The sequence below is a fragment of the Sphingomonas sp. RS2018 genome (assembly GCF_054489605.1).
In genome coordinates, this window is the sequence record NZ_JBTMWL010000001.1 from 227,514 (window position 1) to 242,306 (window position 14,793).

Here is a 14,793-nt window from a genome sequence, read left to right on the forward strand (position 1 = left end):
GACATGCAATTCGACGTTCTGGTCATCGGAGGCGGTCATGCCGGCTGCGAAGCCGCTGCAGCGGCTGCGCGCCGTGGCGCTACGGTCGCCCTATTGACGTTCGATCGCCGGACCATCGGCGCGATGTCTTGCAACCCCGCCATCGGTGGCGTGGGGAAGGGCCATCTCGTTCGCGAAGTAGACGCGCTTGGCGGCATTATGGGCCAAGCCGCCGACGCCGCCGCCATCCATTACCGCATGCTCAACCGCAGCAAGGGCGTCGCCGTCTGGGGACCTCGAGTACAGGCCGACCGCAGGCTCTACGCCACGGCAGTCCAAGACGCGCTCGCAGCAACTTCAGTTGAGATTATCGAAGGCGAAGCAGCGTCGCTGCTCGTCAACGGTGGCTGCGCCATCGGTATCAAGTTGGCAGACGGCACAACGATCCACGCGTCCGCCACCGTTCTCGCCACCGGCACCTTCCTCGGTGGCCGAACCTATCGCGGCGAAGAGCGCGCTATGGAAGGAAGGGTAGGCGAACGCGCCGCCACGGCATTGGGGCTTCAGCTACGCGAACTCGGCTTACCGATTGGCCGTTTGAAGACCGGTACGCCTCCGCGCCTTGATGGGCGCACGATCGATTGGGGCATGCTCCCATCCCAAGCCAGCGATGCTGACCCGTGGACGATGTCGCCGATCAGCAGCGGTCGACGAGCACCTCAGCTTGCGTGTGCGATCACCCGAACCGTCGAGCGCACCCACGACATCATCCGCGCCGGCTTCGATCGCTCGCCGCTTTTCTCAGGCGCGATCGAGGCTGGAGGTCCGCGCTACTGCCCGTCGATCGAGGACAAGGTCAGTCGCTTTGCCGACCGATCAAGCCATCAGATTTTCCTCGAGCCAGAGGGGTTGAGCGATCACCTCGTCTATCCCAACGGCATCTCGACATCGCTGCCGACCGACGTTCAAGAGGCAATGATCCAATCGATACCCGGTCTCGAGGCGGCGCAGATCGTCGTGCCCGGTTATGCGGTCGAGTACGACCACGTCGACCCTCGCAGCCTGACGATGTCACTCGAATTCGCCGAGGTGCCGGGGTTATTCGCTGCAGGACAGATCAACGGTACGACGGGTTACGAGGAAGCCGCAGCGCAAGGACTGGTGGCCGGCGCGAACGCCGCGGCAAGCGCGATCGGCTTGGCGCCAGTGCTTCTGGATAGGGCGAACGCGTACATCGGCGTCATGATCGACGACCTGACACTGCAGGGTATATCCGAGCCGTATAGGATGCTCACCGCGCGAGCCGAAAACCGCCTTCATCTCCGCGCCGACAATGCCGAAACCCGCCTGTCTAACATCGCCGACGATGCAGGCTTGCTAGGATCTATACGAAAGACGCGTATGCAACGTCGTGAGGCGAATCGCGCGCATGTGCTCGAACATCTGGCCGAAATAGTGACAGCCAGCGACATGCAGCGTCGCGGTTTTCAGGTAGCGCAGGATGGCTCCAAACGCACACTGTTGGAATGGATCGGGCGTCCGGAAGTCGAAGCCGACAGCTTAATCGACCTTCCTGACGTCGACCCCGCAATGGTGTCGGAGATCGTCCACGACGCGCGTTACAGACCCTACGTATCAAGACGCAGCGACGAAGCCTCGGATACGGCGATGCTCGACGAATTCAGCATACCTGGCGGGTATGACTTTGCTCAAACGCCCGGATTATCGCACGAGATGCGTGATCGCCTGTCCGCTGCCCGTCCACCTTCGGTCGGAGCAGCCGCTCGCGTGCGAGGCGTGTCGCCCGCGGCGGTATCCGCGGTTCTGCTGCATATCAAACGAATCGCAGCATAGTGACCGAAGACGAAGCCAAGGCTTGGGTGCGCGACAGGGTCAGCGAGGACCAGCACACGCTCCTCAACCACTACGTGGAGCTCTTGATTGAAGGTACGGAAAGTCAAAACCTTATAGCGCCATCTACCGTGTCGTCGATTTGGAGCCGTCATATCGTCGACAGCTTACAACTCGTGTGCTTCGCGCCAGCTGAATCGACACGCTGGCTTGATATCGGGTCGGGTGCTGGATTGCCCGGGATCGTTGTTGCCATCGCGGGCCGTTGCCACGTTACATTGTCCGAACCGCGAAATCTCCGCGTCGCGTTTCTGTCTCACTGTATCGAGCGGCTGGATATAGGCCAGCAGGTGGAGGTAGCGAGTTGCAAGGCGCAGCTGATGGATGCGCCTGCGTTTGATGTGATTTCGGCTCGTGCGGTTGCAAGCTGTGCAGGGCTATTGGAAATGTCCAAGCATCTCGCGAATTCGCATACGACGTACGTTCTTCCAAAGGGTGCCTCCGCCGACGAGGACGTGTATAATGCTCGCAAGACATGGGCGGGTGCGTTCCACGTGGAACGTAGCGTTGTCGATCCGCTGTCCGGTATCGTCGTTGCCAACGGAGTGCGTCGCAAATGAAGGTCGTCGCGATTGCAAACCAGAAAGGCGGGGTGGGCAAAACCACAACTGCCATCAATCTTGGGACAGCGCTGGCGGCGGCAGGATCGCGCGTGCTCCTGATCGATCTCGATCCTCAGGGCAATGCCTCGACCGGGCTCGGCATCGGCAAATCCGATCGCGGCTTGTCGAGCTACGACCTTCTTATCCGCGACATCGCGCTCGACGATGCCGTGATCGCGACGTCGGTGCCGGGTCTCGATATAGTACCAGCGACTGTCGATCTTTCGGGGGCTGAGATAGAGCTGATCGAATTCGAAGCTCGCACCCACCGGCTCGACCGCTGCGTCACGCGAAGTACCCAGCGTTGGGACATGGTGCTGATCGACTGCCCGCCATCACTTGGTCTGCTCACCATCAACGCGATGATCGCTGCGCACGCGCTGCTCGTACCGCTGCAATGCGAGTTTTTCGCGCTGGAGGGATTGAGCCAGTTGTTGACCACGGTCGAGCGTATCCGCACCCGGTTCAATCCCGGACTGTCGATTCTCGGAGTTGCGTTGACGATGTACGATCGTCGTAATCGGCTCACTGATCTGGTGTCTGACGACGTTCGCGCTGTGCTCGGTCCGGTTGTCTTCGACACGGTGATCCCGCGCAATGTCCGGCTGTCCGAAGCGCCCAGCCACGGATTGCCCGCGCTGATCTACGATCATCGGTGTAGCGGATCACAGGCTTACATCGGGCTAGCGCGGGAGGTGATTGCGCGGCTCCCCAAATTGGCGAAGGCCGCATGAACGAGACTGCCTCCAACCTTCGTAAATCGCGGCCCGGTCTCGGTCGCGGTCTCAGCGCGTTGCTGGGCGACGCCGTATCGGAAGCGCCGACCGGTTCGCCGGAGCAGGCACCGGCGGGGCTGCGCATGCTGCCCGTCAGCGCAATGGCGCCGCATCCGGATCAGCCGCGCCGCCACTTCGACGAGGAAGCGCTCGACGAGCTGGCGCGGTCAATCGCGCAGCGGGGTGTTATTCAGCCTATCGTCGTGCGGCCGAACGGTCACGAATATCAAATTGTCGCGGGCGAGCGTCGCTGGCGGGCCGCGCAGAGGGCGCATCTGCACGAGGTGCCGGTCGTTGTCCGCGAACTAAGCGACGCCGAGACGATGGAAATCGCTCTCGTCGAAAATATTCAGCGCGCCGACCTCAATGCGATCGAGGAGGCAGAAGCCTATGCGCGGCTGATCGGCCAGTTCGGTCACACGCAGGAGGCGCTGGGCCGCATCGTCAACAAGTCGCGCAGCCATGTGTCGAACCTGCTGCGCCTCCTCGATCTTCCCGCGCCCGTTCGCGCGCTGCTGGTCGAGGGCGCGATTGAAATGGGTCATGCACGCGCGCTGATCGGCGCGCCGGACGCGGAACGCATCGCACGTCGTGCGGTCGACGAAAGCTTGAGCGTGCGCGATGTCGAGCGTCTAGCGCGCGAAGCCAAGCCGGCGACCCGTAAGAAATCGGCGGGCGCAGAGCGCGATACGGCGACGCCCAATGCCGACATCGCTGCACTGGAGCGCCAGCTCGGCGATCTGCTCGGTTTACGCGTCAAGATCGCGCATAGTGAAAAGGGCGGGACGCTGTCGCTTGCTTATTCGACGCTCGACCAGCTCGACATGGTCTGTCAGCGCCTGAGCGGCGAGGGTATCTAGCGCCGCTCGATCGCGCGAACGAGCGCGAGCATGTCGTGCGCAGCGGCAACCGGCGGCGGCGTGCCGCCGCCGGACATCATGGTCCGCTCGGCACGGCGAATTCGCGTGACGCCAGCTGCTATCTGTGGTGCCGACCAGCGCCGTAACGCGTTGATCGTGGTGGCTTTTTCTTTCCAAAAGACACGGTGGCGCTCGACCACCGTATCGGGCGAATCGCCATCATCGACTGCAGCACGCATCTCCGCCAGCGCGGTCAGTCGCCGTGCCAGACTGCGCAACATCGGGATCGCCATACCCGCGCTCTCGATCGCCGCCATCTCCGCGCCGAAAGCGGCGGTATCGCCAGCGATCGCGGAGGTGATCGCCCCCGCCATCTCCGCTTCATCGATGTTAGCGCCAATCGTTGCGAGTACGTCGTCGTCGACCTCACGCAGCCGGTCAGGCGCGGCGTCTAGGTAGAGCGCGATCTTCTCGATCTCGCGGGTCAGCACGGCGCGATCGCCCGACGCCCCGGCGATCATCCGCGCGGCGACGGCGTTGCCGATCCGCAGGCCGTGATCGCGGCCGATCGCGACGACTAGACGAACGGCATCCGCACCTTCGGGGATATAGCAGGCAAGCGACATCGCCGCGGGTGACGACACCGCCAGCTTTACCAGCTTGCCGGTACCTTTCACGCCGGGCGCGATCATCATAACGGGGGCACCGACCGCCTGCAGGCCGAGCAGCAACGCCGCGGCCTCGGCCGATTCCTCGCCAACGCCGGTCACCCGAATGTAGCGTTTGCCGCCGAACAGCGAAAGCGCCGCCGCCTCGTCCGCCAGACGACCGGGTTGCGACTTCAACGTCGCGCCGTCGAGATCGACCCGCTCGACATCGCTGCCCATGACGCGTCCCAGGTGGGCCGCGTGCTCCATCGCACCCGCTTCGTCCGGACCGTGGAGCAGGAACAGGCGGATATCGGTGCCGCCGTTGGCGACGCGGTCGATCGCGTTAGCGATCTGACCGGCACTGGCCTTCACGGCCGCGGTGTCGCGGCGCTACGGTCGGCGTAGAGCGCGACGCGCGCGACGATCTGGTCGGCGACAATGCCGGACAGGCGCTCGAGCGCACTCTGTTCGGCCGCGATGGTGGCGTATTCGGAGCCGACGACGTCGATGCCGGCATCGCTGCCCGCCGCAGCGTCCAGCACCGTGGTGCCGCTCGCCAGTTCGACGAGCTGATAGCGAGCGCGCAGCGTGCGGCGTTCGCGCGTGATGCTGTCGTCGCGGCGCACGCCCAGACCCGTGATGCGATCGTCGAGCCGCACGTCGAGGCGATAGCGCGGCGTACCTTCGTTCACCGCCGCCAGACGATCACGTAGCGCATTGGCTACCAGCCAGCCCGACTGCCCCTCAATCGGTGCGACCTGCACACCCGACAATGCCGCGCGTGCCGGGCTGTCGACGCCGCCATAGAGCGGGCGCAGGCCGCAGCCGGACAGGGTGACGGCGATCAGCAGCAGGGGCAGGGCGGCGCGGCGCATCATACGACGATGTTGACCAGTCGGCCGGGGACAACAATCACTTTCTTCGGCGCGGCACCGTCCAGGATGCGCAGCACGTTGGGCGCTGCCAGCGCCGCCGCCTCCAGCGCCGCCCGGTCGGTGTCCTTCGCCAGCGTCAGCGTGTCGCGCAGCTTGCCGTTGACCTGCACCGCGATCGTCACCTGATCGTCGACCAGCATCGCCGGATCGACTACCGGCCACGCCGCATCGGCGACCAGCCCGCTGCCGCCGATCATTTCCCAAGCCTCTTCCGCCATGTGCGGCACCATCGGCGCCACCAACAGGATTAAAGCCTCGATCTCGGCCTTGGCGACGGTCCTCGCCTTCTCCAGCGCGCCGACGTAGGTGTAGAGCTTCGCCACCGCCTTGTTGAACTGCAGCGCCTCGATATCGCGGGCGACGCCGTCGACCGTCTGGTGACGCAGCCGCGCGATTGCCGGATCGGCAGCGCCGTCCGCCGCCGCGTGCGCCGTCACCAGCTTCCACACCCGCTGCACGAAGCGCCAAGCGCCCTCGATTCCCGCTTCGCTCCACGGCAGGTCACGCTCGGGTGGCGAATCGGATAGCATGAACCACCGCGCCGCATCCGCGCCGTAGCGATCGACGATCGGCGCGGGGTCGACGGTGTTCTTCTTCGATTTCGACATTTTCTCCACGCGGCCCACTGTCACCGGTTCACCGGTTACGACGACGTGACCATCGGCAATCTCTTCGGGAGCCAGCCAGTTGCCGGCCGGATCCTTGTACGTCTCGTGCGTCACCATGCCCTGCGTGAACAGGCCGGCGAACGGTTCGGCGATGTCGATCAGACCGATATGGCGCAGTGCCCGCGTCCAGAAGCGGGCGTAGAGCAGGTGCAGGATCGCATGCTCGACCCCGCCGATATACTGGCCGACCGGCAGCCATTGCTCGGCCACCGCGCGGTCGAACGGCCTGTCCTTCGGCTGGCTGGCGAAGCGAATGAAATACCAGCTCGAATCGACGAAGGTGTCGAGCGTATCGGTCTCGCGCCGCGCCGGTGCGCCGCAGGTAGGGCAATCGACATGCTTCCATGTCGGATGCCGGTCGAGCGGGTTGCCCGGCACATCGAAGGCGACGTCGTCGGGTAGGACGATGGGAAGCTGGTCCTTCGGCACCGGCACGACGCCGCAGGCGTCGCAATGGACGATCGGGATCGGCGTGCCCCAGTAACGCTGGCGGCTGACGCCCCAGTCGCGCAGGCGCCAGACGGTGGTGCCCTTGCCCCAGCCGCCCGCTTCGGCGCGCTCTATTACCACGCGCTTGGCGTCGGGGACGCCCATACCGTTCAGGAAACGCGAGTTCACGAGGCGGCCCGGGCCGGTGTAGGCTTCTGACGCCGAAAATTCGGGTGCGGCATCGTCGCCATTGGCGACGACGCGGCGGATCGGCAGGCCGTATTTGGTGGCGAAGTCGAAGTCGCGCTGATCGTGCGCCGGCACGCCGAACACGGCGCCGGTGCCATAGTCCATCAGCACGAAATTGGCGATGTAGACGGGTAGGCGGATGTTCGCGTCGAACGGATGCTGCGCGGTCAGCCCTGTGTCGTAGCCGAGCTTCTCCTGCGTCTCAATCTCCGCCGCCGACGTGCCGCCCGCCTTGCAGTGCGCGATGAAGTCGGCGACCGCAGGATCGTCCGCCAGCGCGCGCGCGATCGGGTGATCGGCGGCGACTGCGACGAAGCTGGCGCCGAAGATCGTGTCGGGGCGGGTGGTGAACACCTCGACCGACCCTCCGTCGCTCATCGCAAAACGGAACTTCAGCCCCTCCGACTTGCCGATCCAGTTCTCCTGCATTAGCCGCACCTTGTCGGGCCAGGCGTCGAGCGTTCCCAGCCCGTCGAGCAGCTCGTCGGCGAAGTCGGTGATCTTCAGGAACCACTGGTTCAGCTTGCGCCGCTCGACCAGTGCGCCCGACCGCCAGCCGCGGCCATCGATCACCTGCTCGTTGGCGAGCACAGTCATGTCGACCGGATCCCAGTTAACCGCGGATTCCTTGCGATAGACGAGGCCCGCTGCCAGCAGGTCGAGGAACAGCGCCTGCTCGTGCCCGTAGTAGGCGGCGTCGCAGGTCGCGAACTCCCGCGTCCAGTCCAGCGCGAAGCCCAGCCTCTTCAACTGCGCCTTCATCGCGGCGATGTTCTGGTAGGTCCAGGCGCCCGGATGAACGCCCTTTTCCATCGCCGCATTCTCGGCCGGCATGCCGAAGGCGTCCCAGCCCATGGGGTGCAGCACTTCGAATCCGACCATGCGGCGATAGCGCGCCAGCACGTCGCCCATCGTATAGTTGCGGACGTGGCCCATATGGATCTTCCCCGACGGATAGGGAAACATCTCAAGCACATAGCTCTTGGGCTTGGGGCTGTCGTCGCGCGCGGCAAACGTCGCGCGTTCGTCCCATACCCCCTGCCACCGGGCGTCGGCGGTCTTCGCGTTGAACCGCGACATCGTAGGGTCACCTTTTCGCAAGTCGGTGCGCGAAGGGAACACCGCCCCCCGCGCGATTGGCATCATCCAGTCACGGCACCGCGACGCAGGTCGCGTGCGCGGGTCAGGATGATGTCCTCCAGTTTCTGCACGGTCGCCGCCTCGACGGGCGATGCGATCCACTGACCACCCTGATTGACCTCGCGGAGCGCGGCGACGCGGACGGCGTCGGCGCGCAGATCCTGGTCGAGGATCGTTACCGTCACCTTCATCCGCTCGCTCTGCTGCTGCGGGTTGGTGTACCAGTCGGTCACGATGACGCCGCCGTTCGAATCGGTCTGGAGCAGTGGCATGAAGCCGAGCGTGTCGAGGCTGGCGCGCCACAGATAGCTGTTCACGCCGATCGTCGTCACCTTGGACGCCGCGATCTGCGCGGACGGGCGGTCGTTGCCCCGGCCGCAGGCCGCCAGCGCGATGAGGGCGGTGCTCGCCAGGGCGATACGCAAACGGGGGGTCATTGGCTTAGGATTCCTCACGCAGGTCAGCGGGCGCGCGCCCGACACGCCTCTATAGAAGCTGGGGAAATGGCCGCAAGCGCGCGGCGTATATGTGGATACGGTGCAACACTGTCCGACAAAAGATTTTCGCCGGTGGAACTCCGGCCCCGCTCTATGGTAGCGCACTAGCGTACAAAGAGAGGACTCGGATCGTGGCTGTGCTGCGTATCATCATGGGAACGACGCTCGTCGCGGCCACCGCCGCGGCGATTGCCGTCGCGCCCGCGATCGGTGCCGAAGATGCACGCAGCCTCGCCGCCCGCCGCATTACCGGAAAGCCGGTTAGCGGCATCGGGTCATTCACCCCCGCGGCCGGCGATCCCCGTCTTGCCGCAGTGTTGGCGCGCGCCGGCCTCAACGGTTCGGGCTTCCGCTTCACGCCGTCGGGTGCCGACCGCGGGCCTCGTGCCGTCACGGTGGCGGTCCGCGCACGGACGAATCGTAGCGTGGGCGCCGATCGACTCGGCGTTGCGACCCAGTCGCCGGTCGCGTTGGCGCCGGTGGCCTATAATCTCGGTGTCGCAGTAGGCTGGAAGCGGTTCGCGCTGTCGGGCGATCTGGCGAAGGTCGATCTGGCCGGTCAGCCGGGCAGCCGTGAATCGGCCGATCTTGGCGTCAGCTACACCGGTCGCGCGTTCAGCGGGCGGGTGAAGGCGGAGGCGGCACGCCCGCTTGCCAGCGAACCACGCCTGGTCGCGGAACCGTCGAGCTATTCGGTCGACGTCGGTGGCGCCTACAAGCTGACTCGCAATCTCGATCTGACCGCGGGTGTCCGCTACAAGACCGAGAAAGATCGCCTGCCGCAACTGGCCGACGATCGTCGCGACAGCCAGTCGGTCTACGTCGGCACCGCCTTCCGCTTCTGACGCGTAAAGGCGTCGATCCCCGCCCAGCCGTGCAGGCCGATCCGCGCCAGTGCGCGATATCTGTGCGCGTCCATGCCTCCCAGCGCGACGACGGGAAGCGGCAAGTACGCGACCAACCGTGCCAATCCGTTGCGTCCCAGCGGCCGCGCGTCAGGGTGGGAGCGGGTGACGTAGACGGGCGAAGCGAAGATGACGTCCACGCCCGCTCGGACCGCCTTGCCGATCTCTCGCCGATTATGTGCCGAGTGCGAACGTAGTCCAGCGCCGGCACGCGCATTGTGGCGGCCGTCCGCCCCCGCCAACGAAGCACCGGCGACGATCAGTGTCAGCCCACGCCGCCGCGCGACGCGCCGGACGGCAGCATACAGCGCGGCCCGGTCCGGATCGTCGTAATGCCTGAACACCACGCCCGCCCCGCGCGGCAGGCGGCGGATCGCGGGCAACAGCGCGTCGCCCATCCGCGGATCGGTCATCAGCCAGATGCGGGCTATGGGGTGGCGGCGCGGCATGGCGCCCCCTATAGCGCTGGCGATGCCCGCCGACGATGCCGCCCGCCGCCTTTCCGAAGTCCAGCACCGTATCGCCCAGGCGGCGAAAGTTGCGCGGCGCAACCCCGACGCCGTGACGCTGATCGCCGTATCGAAGATGCATGACGCCGACAGCATCCGTCCGCTGATCGCCGCCGGTTGCCGCGTGTTCGGCGAAAATCGCGTGCAGGAGGCGGCCGGCAAGTGGCCAGCGTTGCAGGCGGAAACGCCGGGTATCTCGCTGCATCTGGTCGGCCAGCTTCAGTCGAACAAGGCAGCGGATGCCGTCGCGCTGTTCGACGCGATCCATTCGGTCGATCGCCCCTCGCTGGTCGCCGCGCTGGGCAAGGCGATGGCGGAAAGCGGCAGGCGCCCCGATTGCTTCATTCAGGTCAACATCGGCGGGGAGGAACAGAAGGGCGGCTGCGCGACCGGTGACCTTGGCGAATTGCTGGCAACCGCGCGATCCGCCGGCCTGCCGGTCGTCGGCCTGATGGCGGTGCCGCCGGCCGACGTGGAGCCCGCGCCGTACTTCGCTCTACTGGAGAAGCTGGCGCGCGATCATGGCTTGAGCGAACTCAGCATGGGCATGTCGGGGGATATGGAGACGGCGGTGCAGATCGGTGTCACCCACGTCCGCGTCGGTACAGCCTTGTTCGGCGACCGTTAAATGCCGACGCTCAGCTGTCGCTTCGACGCGATCATCTTCGATTTCGACGGGGTGCTGATCGAGAGCGAATATGACGGCAACCGCCATATCGCCGAGTATCTGACCAGAATCGGCCATCCGACCTCGCCCGAGGATTCGATGACGCATTTCATGGGGCTGGCGGGCGATGCTTTCGTCGCCGCGATCGAGCGATGGATCGGCGGGCCGTTGCCGGCGGATTTCCAAGCTGCCCGAGCGACCGAGAACGCGCGCGCCGTACGCGAGGGCGTCGGGCCAGTTGCCGGCGCGCTCGACTTCGTCCGCGCGCTACCACCGGAACTGCCACGCGCGATCGCCTCGTCAAGCTCGACCGCGTGGATAACCGCGCATCTCGCCCACATCGGCCTGACCGACGCGTTCGGCGACATGATCTTCTCGGGCCGCGAACATGTCGCACGAGGCAAGCCGGCCCCCGACATCTACCTCCACGCCGCGGCCGCGCTGGGCGTCGATATCGCGAACTGCGCGATCATCGAGGACTCGCCGGTCGGCGCGGCCGGGGCGGTCGCATCAGGCGGCCATGTCATCGGGCTTTGCGCGGGCACGCATTGCGGCGTCGGTCACGCCGACCGATTGCGGGCGCTCGGCGTCGGCGCGGTCGCGGCGGATTTCAGCGCGGTCGCCGCGCTGATCGCGTGACCGCCCACAGGCCGGCGATCAGATCATAGGGCAGCGCCGCCGCCTCACGCCATCTCATCCGCGCCGGGCCACGCCCCACTGCCGGCGCAAACACGCATCGAATGCCGAACAAGCGAAACAGCATGGCGATACGCGGCAGGTGATAGCGGTCGCTGCATGCGACGATCCAGTCCTGCCCATGGTTCCGGGCATAGGCGACTGCGGCGGCGACCGTCTGGAGCGTGTCGCGGCTCTCCTCGTCCAGATGGATGCGTTCGCGGCCGATCACGGGCGTTAGTGCGGCCGCCATCACAGCCGCTTCGGATGGCGGATGGCGTCCGATCGCGCCGGAGCAGAACACCGTCGACGCCGGATCGTCCCTAGCCGCCCACTCCGCCGCCGCGATCCGCCGCGCCAGCGCCGCGCTGGGACGACCATCGGCGCGCACGGCGGCGCCGAACACAACGATCAGCGCAGTCACGTCACAGCTGATGCCCGGTTCGGTCGCGCTTCGTCGCGAGATAGCGCGCATTGTGTGGGTTGGGCGGCAGCATCAGCGGCACCCGCTCGATCACCGTCACGCCTTCCCCTTCCAGCCCCGCGACCTTCGCCGGATTGTTTGTCAGCAGCCGCACCGCGCGTTGCCCCAGCAGGCGGAGCATCCGCGCCGCCACCGCGAAGTCGCGCGCATCGATCGCGAAGCCCAGCCGGGTATTCGCATCGACCGTGTCGAAGCCCTGGTCCTGCAGGGCATAGGCGCGCAGCTTGTTGACCAGCCCGATCCCGCGCCCCTCCTGCCGCAGATAGAGCAATATGCCCCAGCCCGTTCCGGCGATGCGGTGCAGCGCCTCGTGCAATTGTGGCCCGCAATCGCATTTCAGGCTGCCGAGCACGTCGCCGGTCAGGCACTCGCTGTGCAGCCGCACCAGCGGCGGCGTGCCGTCCGGCGTGCCGACGATCAGCGCGACATGCTCCCCCGCTGCCTCGGCCGTACGGAACGCGACGATCTCGCTGTTCTCGGCCACCGCAACCGGCAGGCGCGCGCGAGTCGCGATCGTCAGGCGCCCGGCGTCCTCGTGCGCGGCGATGTCGGCGGCGGTCACTACCGTCTCCGCCATGCCGTTGCCGACGAAGAAGGCGGGCAGCAGCCCGGCGATCCGCGCGAGGTGCAGGGCCGCCGCGGCGTCCGCCGGGTGATCGATCGGCCTCGCACGGAACGGCCCCTTCAGCGGGGTCGCGAGGTCGTGCTGCGGATCGGCGAGCGCAGTGGCGGCGGCGAAATCGAGCCACGGCACCCGCTCGATCATCACCGGGGCGTCGGGCGCGGCGGCATCGCGCTGGTTGCCGAGCTTCAGCGTCGCCGCGCGGCCGGCCGACAGCAATACCGCCGCCGAGCCTGCGGGATCGAACGCCGCCAGCCGGCTCGCATCCGCGCTCTCGATCGGCAACAGCGTCAGCGCGCCCAGCGTCACGCTCCACCCGCGGCGCAGCGCGTCGATGGCGCGCGCGGCGGCGCGGGGGTCGCTCACAGGTCGAACTCGGTGACGAGCGGGACGTGATCGGACGGCTTCAGCCAACTGCGGCACGGCTCGCACACCCGGTGCGCGACCGCTTTCGCGGCGATCGCGGGACTCGCCCACATATGGTCGAGCCGCCGCCCGCGATCCGACGCCGTCCAGTCCTTGGCGCGATAGCTCCACCATGTGTGCAGCCGTGCCGGTGCCGGATGGAAATGCCGCCCGAGATCGACCCAGCCATGCGCCGCCTGCAACCGGGCCAGCGCCTCCACCTCGACCGGCGTGTGGCTGACCACGTCGAGCAGCGCCTTGTGGCTCCACACATCCTCGGGCAGCGGCGCGACGTTGAAGTCGCCGACCAGCAACGTCGGCACATCGAGCGCAGCCGACCACGTCGTCATGCGTTCGAGAAAATCGAGTTTCTGCCCGAACTTCGGGTTGATCTCGCGGTCGGGCACGTCGCCGCCGGCGGGCACATAGACGTTCTCGATCCGCAGCCCGTTCTCCAGCCGCACGCCGACATGTCGCGCCTCGCCGTTCGCCTGCCAGTCCAACCGATCGTCCTCCGCCAGCGGCACCTTGCTGATAATGGCGACGCCGTGATGCATCCGCTGACCGTGGACGATGATGTGCCGGTAGCCGAGTGCGTGGAAGGCGGCGTGGGGGAAGTCCCCGTCGATGACCTTCGTTTCCTGAAGGCATAGTACGTCGGGGGATTCGTCGGCCAGGAACTGCTCGACGATGCCGATGCGGAAGCGGACGGAATTGATGTTCCAGGAGGCGATGGAGAGGGTCATGCGCCGCGCGATGTAGTGCGTTTGAATGCAGGCGTCACGGGTGGTCGGCGAAGTGGCGAGCGCCGCGCCGTCGGAGGGGGCCTTGCCCGAAACGTGAATGGCCCCCGCTCCGGGGGCATGGAGCGAGGGCCGACCTGGTGTTGGTCACGCAGGCAGGAGGGGGGACCGGATGTGGTTCCGGGCAACAGGGGGAAATCCCGAAACGTGAAGCCCCCGCCTCCGCACGACCTTCAATAGCAACCTTTCCTGTCGGACAGATGAACGCCGTTCAGGAAAATCGTCAGCTTCGCGGGGCGCCCCTCCGCGGATCGGTCCATTTGAACGCCCCGTCGCTGACCGGCACGTTGATCTTCTGGTTCGACAGCCGGATCGTCGTTCGGTTGCTCTGCGAATCGAGCGCGACCCAGCCCTGCAGCTGCAGCCCCGCCGGCCCGGCGGCATCCTTCTGGAAGATCAGCGTGATGCGGCCATATTCGGGATGCTTGGGATCGCGCACTTCGACGCTCAGCACATTGTCGTTCGCGGTCGGCACCAATGTCGCAATGCCGGAGATGTCCTTGCCCGGATCCAGCAGCACGCGCATCGGCGACTGCCCGATCGGCCAGCGCGACACCTGCCGCACCGAATAGTCGATGAAGTAGAGCGAATTGCCGTCGGCTACGGCCAGCAGCGGCACACCCTTCTCATACTGGAAGCGGGCCTTGCCCGGCTTCTTCAGCGTCAGCGTACCGGTCACGACCTTGCCTGCCCGATCGGTCTGGGTGAAGTTCGCGGTCATCGAGGTGACGCCGGACAGATGCCGCTGCACCTGCGCCAGCTGGGTCGCAGGCGCTTGCTGCGCGACGACGGGAACGGCGGCAACCGCCAGCGTGGCGGCGAAGAACGGTTTCAACATGCCATATCCAATGCCTCGGTCGCGTTGAACGCGCGGTGAATTCGCCGGTTCGATCGAAACGCAGCGAAACAGCAGCGCGCGGAAAATGGAAACGATCAGCTTCATGCAGCGCGAAAAACAGATTGCGCGGATGTAGGACAGCAAATTCTGTCCGGGCGAAGTCCCCTTCGTTCGCGCCGATCGTGTCGA

16 protein-coding genes are annotated in these 14,793 nt (G+C 66.2%); 7 read left to right on the forward strand and 9 right to left on the reverse strand.

Annotated elements, in window-relative coordinates; translation table 11 throughout:
• Positions 1-3 precede the first annotated feature (3 nt).
• The 4 genes from mnmG to ACX40P_RS01220 are packed head-to-tail and all read left to right on the forward strand — an operon-like array spanning position 4 to position 4,128.
• Entirely contained in the window at positions 4-1,833 is a 1,830-nt protein-coding gene (gene mnmG, locus ACX40P_RS01205) for a tRNA uridine-5-carboxymethylaminomethyl(34) synthesis enzyme MnmG (protein WP_459124473.1), read from the forward strand.
• A complete protein-coding gene (gene rsmG, locus ACX40P_RS01210) occupies positions 1,833-2,450 on the forward strand; it encodes a 16S rRNA (guanine(527)-N(7))-methyltransferase RsmG (protein ID WP_459124474.1) in 618 nt (205 codons plus the stop codon). The genes mnmG and rsmG overlap by 1 nt, the downstream gene beginning before the upstream one ends.
• Positions 2,447-3,226 carry a ParA family protein gene (locus tag ACX40P_RS01215; RefSeq protein ID WP_459124475.1) on the forward strand — a complete coding sequence of 260 codons (780 nt, stop codon included), beginning with the start codon at positions 2,447-2,449 and terminating at the stop codon, positions 3,224-3,226. Before rsmG ends, ACX40P_RS01215 begins: the two co-directional genes overlap by 4 nt.
• Positions 3,223-4,128, forward strand: coding sequence for a ParB/RepB/Spo0J family partition protein (locus ACX40P_RS01220; protein ID WP_459124476.1), 906 nt, complete (start codon positions 3,223-3,225; stop codon positions 4,126-4,128). Before ACX40P_RS01215 ends, ACX40P_RS01220 begins: the two co-directional genes overlap by 4 nt.
• Here ACX40P_RS01220 and ACX40P_RS01225 read toward each other — a convergent pair.
• From ACX40P_RS01225 to ACX40P_RS01240, 4 genes are all read right to left on the reverse strand, one after another.
• On the reverse strand, positions 4,125-5,150 hold the full coding sequence (locus ACX40P_RS01225; RefSeq protein WP_459124477.1) for a DNA polymerase III subunit delta: 1,026 nt from the start codon (positions 5,148-5,150) through the stop codon (positions 4,125-4,127). The two genes, ACX40P_RS01220 and ACX40P_RS01225, sit on opposite strands and share 4 nt — an antisense overlap.
• Positions 5,147-5,656 (reverse strand): LPS assembly lipoprotein LptE, encoded by a 510-nt coding sequence (gene lptE / locus ACX40P_RS01230; RefSeq protein ID WP_459124478.1) that lies wholly within the window; start codon positions 5,654-5,656, stop codon positions 5,147-5,149. The genes ACX40P_RS01225 and lptE overlap by 4 nt, the downstream gene beginning before the upstream one ends.
• The gene (gene leuS, locus ACX40P_RS01235) at positions 5,653-8,139 is read right to left on the reverse strand and encodes a leucine--tRNA ligase (RefSeq protein ID WP_459124479.1); all 2,487 of its coding nucleotides are present in this window, start codon (positions 8,137-8,139) and stop codon (positions 5,653-5,655) included. Before leuS ends, lptE begins: the two co-directional genes overlap by 4 nt.
• A 62-nt stretch (positions 8,140-8,201) precedes the next feature.
• Positions 8,202-8,636, reverse strand: coding sequence for a DUF3576 domain-containing protein (locus ACX40P_RS01240; protein WP_459124480.1), 435 nt, complete (start codon positions 8,634-8,636; stop codon positions 8,202-8,204).
• Between the two features lie 191 nt (positions 8,637-8,827).
• Here ACX40P_RS01240 and ACX40P_RS01245 point away from each other — a divergent pair, with 191 nt between their 5' ends.
• Positions 8,828-9,541: a hypothetical protein gene (locus tag ACX40P_RS01245; protein ID WP_459124481.1), complete on the forward strand. Its 714-nt coding sequence runs from the start codon at positions 8,828-8,830 to the stop codon at positions 9,539-9,541.
• On the opposite strand, the gene ACX40P_RS01250 is transcribed toward ACX40P_RS01245, so the two are convergent.
• Positions 9,514-10,050, reverse strand: a complete 537-nt coding sequence (locus tag ACX40P_RS01250) for a thiamine phosphate synthase (protein WP_459124482.1) — start codon at positions 10,048-10,050, stop codon at positions 9,514-9,516. The genes ACX40P_RS01245 and ACX40P_RS01250 overlap by 28 nt on opposite strands.
• Between ACX40P_RS01250 and ACX40P_RS01255 the strand changes: the two genes are divergently transcribed.
• Both ACX40P_RS01255 and ACX40P_RS01260 read left to right on the forward strand, forming a co-directional pair.
• A complete protein-coding gene (locus ACX40P_RS01255; protein ID WP_459124483.1) occupies positions 10,049-10,738 on the forward strand; it encodes a YggS family pyridoxal phosphate-dependent enzyme in 690 nt (229 codons plus the stop codon). The two genes, ACX40P_RS01250 and ACX40P_RS01255, sit on opposite strands and share 2 nt — an antisense overlap.
• On the forward strand, positions 10,739-11,416 hold the full coding sequence (locus ACX40P_RS01260) for an HAD family hydrolase (RefSeq protein WP_459124484.1): 678 nt from the start codon (positions 10,739-10,741) through the stop codon (positions 11,414-11,416).
• Here ACX40P_RS01260 and ACX40P_RS01265 read toward each other — a convergent pair.
• The 4 genes from ACX40P_RS01265 to ACX40P_RS01280 form a co-directional block, all read right to left on the reverse strand.
• Positions 11,388-11,876: a YdcF family protein gene (locus tag ACX40P_RS01265; protein WP_459124485.1), complete on the reverse strand. Its 489-nt coding sequence runs from the start codon at positions 11,874-11,876 to the stop codon at positions 11,388-11,390. The genes ACX40P_RS01260 and ACX40P_RS01265 overlap by 29 nt on opposite strands.
• A 1-nt stretch (position 11,877) precedes the next feature.
• Entirely contained in the window at positions 11,878-12,924 is a 1,047-nt protein-coding gene (gene ribA, locus ACX40P_RS01270) for a GTP cyclohydrolase II (RefSeq protein WP_459124486.1), read from the reverse strand.
• A complete protein-coding gene (locus ACX40P_RS01275; protein ID WP_459124487.1) occupies positions 12,921-13,709 on the reverse strand; it encodes an exodeoxyribonuclease III in 789 nt (262 codons plus the stop codon). Before ACX40P_RS01275 ends, ribA begins: the two co-directional genes overlap by 4 nt.
• Before the next feature lie 280 nt (positions 13,710-13,989).
• Positions 13,990-14,604 carry a LolA family protein gene (locus tag ACX40P_RS01280; RefSeq protein ID WP_459124488.1) on the reverse strand — a complete coding sequence of 205 codons (615 nt, stop codon included), beginning with the start codon at positions 14,602-14,604 and terminating at the stop codon, positions 13,990-13,992.
• Positions 14,605-14,793 lie beyond the last annotated feature (189 nt).

Bases quoted from the DNA above. Each gene is read 5' to 3' on its own strand.
- mnmG (WP_459124473.1), top strand. From the start codon at position 4: ATGCAATTCGACGTTCTGGTCATCGGAGGCGGTCATGCCGGCTGCGAA.
- ACX40P_RS01215 (WP_459124475.1), top strand. From the start codon at position 2,447: ATGAAGGTCGTCGCGATTGCAAACCAGAAAGGCGGGGTGGGCAAAACC.
- ACX40P_RS01220 (WP_459124476.1), top strand. From the start codon at position 3,223: ATGAACGAGACTGCCTCCAACCTTCGTAAATCGCGGCCCGGTCTCGGT.
- lptE (WP_459124478.1), bottom strand. From the start codon at position 5,656: ATGATGCGCCGCGCCGCCCTGCCCCTGCTGCTGATCGCCGTCACCCTG.
- leuS (WP_459124479.1), bottom strand. From the start codon at position 8,139: ATGTCGCGGTTCAACGCGAAGACCGCCGACGCCCGGTGGCAGGGGGTA.
- ACX40P_RS01240 (WP_459124480.1), bottom strand. From the start codon at position 8,636: ATGACCCCCCGTTTGCGTATCGCCCTGGCGAGCACCGCCCTCATCGCG.
- ACX40P_RS01255 (WP_459124483.1), top strand. From the start codon at position 10,049: ATGGCGCCCCCTATAGCGCTGGCGATGCCCGCCGACGATGCCGCCCGC.
- ACX40P_RS01250 (WP_459124482.1), bottom strand. From the start codon at position 10,050: ATGCCGCGCCGCCACCCCATAGCCCGCATCTGGCTGATGACCGATCCG.
- ACX40P_RS01260 (WP_459124484.1), top strand. From the start codon at position 10,739: ATGCCGACGCTCAGCTGTCGCTTCGACGCGATCATCTTCGATTTCGAC.
- ACX40P_RS01275 (WP_459124487.1), bottom strand. From the start codon at position 13,709: ATGACCCTCTCCATCGCCTCCTGGAACATCAATTCCGTCCGCTTCCGC.
- ACX40P_RS01280 (WP_459124488.1), bottom strand. From the start codon at position 14,604: ATGTTGAAACCGTTCTTCGCCGCCACGCTGGCGGTTGCCGCCGTTCCC.